The sequence below is a fragment of the Mesorhizobium sp. M7A.F.Ca.CA.001.08.2.1 genome (assembly GCF_003998455.1).
In the GTDB taxonomy this organism is placed as follows: Bacteria; Pseudomonadota; Alphaproteobacteria; order Rhizobiales; family Rhizobiaceae; genus Mesorhizobium; species Mesorhizobium ciceri.
In genome coordinates, this window is sequence record NZ_RZPW01000636.1 from 1 (window position 1) to 3,703 (window position 3,703).

The 3,703-nt window shown below is 59.7% G+C and carries 3 protein-coding genes and 2 pseudogenes; 1 reads left to right on the plus strand and 4 read right to left on the minus strand.

Annotated features, from left to right (window positions below; genetic code table 11):
• On the plus strand, positions 1-1,059 hold a 1,059-nt coding region (locus EN914_RS27955), incomplete at its 5' end, for a TadE/TadG family type IV pilus assembly protein (RefSeq protein WP_245479415.1).
• 312 nt (positions 1,060-1,371) lie between these two features.
• Here EN914_RS27955 and EN914_RS27960 read toward each other — a convergent pair.
• The 4 genes and pseudogenes from EN914_RS27960 to EN914_RS27975 all read right to left on the minus strand — a co-directional run.
• Positions 1,372-1,619 (minus strand): annotated as a pseudogene (locus tag EN914_RS27960) (nucleotidyltransferase); the annotation flags it as partial.
• Positions 1,620-1,905: 286 nt separating this feature from the next.
• Positions 1,906-2,691, minus strand: a complete 786-nt coding sequence (xth, locus tag EN914_RS27965; protein ID WP_024505822.1) for an exodeoxyribonuclease III — start codon at positions 2,689-2,691, stop codon at positions 1,906-1,908.
• 20 nt (positions 2,692-2,711) lie between these two features.
• Positions 2,712-2,879 (minus strand): DUF3606 domain-containing protein, encoded by a 168-nt coding sequence (locus EN914_RS27970; protein WP_081714477.1) that lies wholly within the window; start codon positions 2,877-2,879, stop codon positions 2,712-2,714.
• A 376-nt stretch (positions 2,880-3,255) separates the two neighbouring features.
• Positions 3,256-3,703 (minus strand): annotated as a pseudogene (locus EN914_RS27975) (hypothetical protein); the annotation flags it as partial.

Here is a 3,703-nt window from a genome sequence, read left to right on the forward strand (position 1 = left end):
CGGTTCGCGCGTTCCCATGACGGTTCGATGGCCCCGTTGTTTGTTTTCATGCTGGCGCCCATCATCACCGCCATCGGGTTCTCGGTCGACTATACCAGGGCGGTCCAGACCCGGTCCAACGAGCAGCAGGCGCTGGATGCCGCGGTCCTATCGATCACCGGTATGGACACAACCTCAACGTTGGCGCAGCGCCAGACTATGCTGCAGGATACCTTCATCGCCAACCATGGCCTGGGTACCCCGACACTGAACAGCTTTGTGGTTTCCGCCAATGGCACCGCCACCGCGCAGGCCATGGCAAGTTACTCCATGCCCACCGTGTTCATGCAGATCGCCAGGATCAACACGGTGCCGGTCGCCGTTGGGTCGGCGGCGAGCAAGACGCCGGCCCTGGTGCAGACTACCTTCAAGGTTTCCAAGGTGTCGGGCTGGTGGAACAAGACGATGACGCTCTACGGCACGACATTTGGAGCGACGGTGGCCAAGCCGCTGATGTCGATCGAGTATACCTATAACGGCTTCGGTGATCCGAAAGGCTACGGCACAACGAATGTGTACACAATCACCAACAACGGCGGGGCCGACATCAAGACGCTTGTCCAGTCGCAAGTTTGCACCACCGCCAGCGTGAGCACCTTCACGGGTCTGACTGCAGACGCGATACTCCAGACCAGCGGCACCAAGAAATATTCAACCACTTGCCTCAACACCATGTACCCAGCCAACAGCGCCGGCGCGTCGATCGACGTCAGCCAGATGGCTGGCCTCTCCCTGCAGATGTACGTGCCATCGGGCAACCCGAAGTACCTAAAGTCGGATGATCCGACCACCTCCAACCGACTCTACAGCGGCGTGGACGCGAACAACCTGACCGAGACCCCGACTGGGCAGAAGGTCGACATCTTCACCATCGTGCCTTGTGGTGTAACCAGCTATCAAGCCTGGGAGGACGGCGGCACAACCGTGCCGACGCCGTCTTCAAATGCCGACTTCTTCTACAGCGTCACCGGCAAGTGCGACTTCAACAAGCGCCCCTCGATAACGGCCCTGACACAGTAGGAGGTGCATCTCTGTGCCCTTTCATTGTCCCTTCCTCCCTGTGAAAAAGCGGCCGAGCGAGGCTCGGTCAGATGGGAGGTGATCCAGCCGCTCTGAGGGCTGCTCGTACATTACCGGTTTCAGCCAAAACTGGCGGCCCGCAGCACTCGCGCGCAGGGCGACAAAAAACACCGGAGGTTTCGCCTGATGGCCTTCCTGTTGCTGTTTTGGGGAAACACCCCTTTGCCGGCCGCTACGCGGGAACCGGCGACATGCCGATTTCTAAGGCGATGGAGGAGTACCGCTTTCCGTACGGGGCGAACGCCGCCGCGGCAGTTTGCGATTGTTCACCACCACCAGCCGATCGAAATCCGAACGATAGCCCTTCCTGGTATGCGGCTCGTCGACCCAGTCGCCACGCGCATAGGACCCAAAAGTATGATCTTGAGGACGCGCCCACGCCTTTTGAAGTCGGCCGTCCCGCCCTTGAGGGCATCCTCAAACTCCTCGAGAAGGAGTTTGACCGTCTTTCTCAGCTCGCGCTGTTTTGGTGGCGGGAGGTTGTCGATGCTGGATTTCATAAACAAAGGTCGGTCGACCATTGCGTACATAGCCGAGACAAGCCTCGAATCTACAGACTGACGCGTTTGCCCGCGTGAAGCAACGTGGTCAGTTCCCACGCATTCGATGCTGTCGTTCCCAAGTACCTGCTCGTGCGGATCGTATGGAGATCCAAACACAATATTCCGCTCGGTGGCAAAAGTAATGCGCGACGCCACGTGGTCCGAAGAATGACTACAAATGTCGGACAAAGGGGGCGAAGTCTGGAGCAGCCAGCACCGTCTGAATCGGACGGCATTTCAAGTCTCAACTCGGGCTATCAAGTTCTATCCATGCAGGCGCATGATCGCTCGGCTTCTCCCATCCTCGCGTCTCTGCATCCACCCCCGCATTGCGAAGCCGGGACGACAACGAGGGACTGACCAGCAGATGGTCCATTCGCAGGCCAGAACTCCTGTCGTAACCGCCCCCATAGGAGTGATTCCAATAAGTGTAGACACCCTTGTCCGGATGGATGCGCCTGAGCGCATCGGTCCAGCCGTCCTCAAGCATATCGGCATAGGATTGGCGACTCTCGGGAAAGTAAACCGCATCGCCAATCCATCGTCGCGGCACCACGGCATCAATCGGAGTTGGGACGACATTATAGTCGCCGCACAGCACGGTCGGCGCGCCCTCTTGGAGAAGAGCTCGGCCGTAGCGCATCAGACGGTCGAACCAGCGCAGCTTGTAGTCAAACTTGTGACCAGGCGCGGGATTTCCGTTTGGCAGGTAAAGACAGCCGACAACTAGCCCGCCGATCTCCGCCTCGATATAGCGGCTATGGCTGTCGTCAGGGTCGCCGGGAAGCCCGCGTCGGCGCTCGATCGGGTCTACTCCGCGAGCCAGGATAGCGACGCCGTTGTAGGATTTCTGGCCGTGCCAGATCGCGCGGTATCCCGTCTCGCGGATCGCCCCAATTGGAAACTTCTCGTCAGACGTTTTCAGTTCCTGCAGGCAGACGATGTCGTAATTCGTAGTCGTCAGCCACCTAAGGAGCACGGGCAGCCGGCCATTAACGCCGTTCACATTGAAGGTGGCTAAGCGGATCATTTGCGCACGCGAACGGTGGTCTATTCTTTCAGCTTGTCCTCAATCTTCTTGCGGCTGTTGCCCACCGATTTCACGTCAGCCTTCCTCGCGCCGGTCTTGCCCGCCTCGTATTTCACTTCATTATCCTGCCCGCCAGCAACCTTCGCGCGGTCCTCATTGTGTCCACGGGTTGTTCCAGTACTGGCCATTTCGTCCTCCAAAGGATTGCCATTCCAGACCCGATAACGCCGCCAGACTCTTCCGGTTCAATCTGTCGACTACCGCTTTGAACCGAATTCCACGCACACGATTGAATCGAGCCATGAATTCGAGTTCGACAAGTTGATGGGTATCGCGCTCAGGTCGCGATTCCGGCCCATGTTGCATGTCGCGCGGCCTGACCAGTCCTGCCAGAGCTCACGATGGCGGACTCGGCGCCGAAAAGCGCCGCGAGCCGAGATGCCATATCATAACGCCAATGTGCGTGTGAGCCCGCGAGCAAGGAAACGACCGACATGTCTTTGACCGGACACGGTCATCGAGCGCAGGCTAAGCCGGTCCGTCGCCTACCGGCCTAAGCGCTCTTCACTTGGCCCGCTGTTGAACGTGCAGCAGATCACGCAGGCGGATCGGCAATCTGGGCGAAGCGCGCAATTCGACACAACTCGCCTCCCAGTGTCCGAGGTACTCGGCGATCGGCATGCTGGTGCGGCCAGGCCAGCGGTTGAGTGCCCCCAAAGCCTCTACGCAGTCCGGCGCGCGGCCGTATTCGGCGAGGATGGTCAGCGACATTGCCTGGGCGAACGGATTAAGAGCGGGCATTTCGATCTCGCCGCGGTGGTCGGCGAACCACGCAGCGGCGTCGCGCGTGAGCCCCTGGCTTTCAGCGAGCGCTGCATAACGATCGATGATGTCCTGGCGGTACCGGGCGATGGCATCGCCGAAGGCATTGTCGCCGGCGAAGGGCGGCGCCTCCTTCCAGCTTTTCGCCAGACGTGCGAGCCCACGCAGCGAGTGGGCCTCCACCATGGTC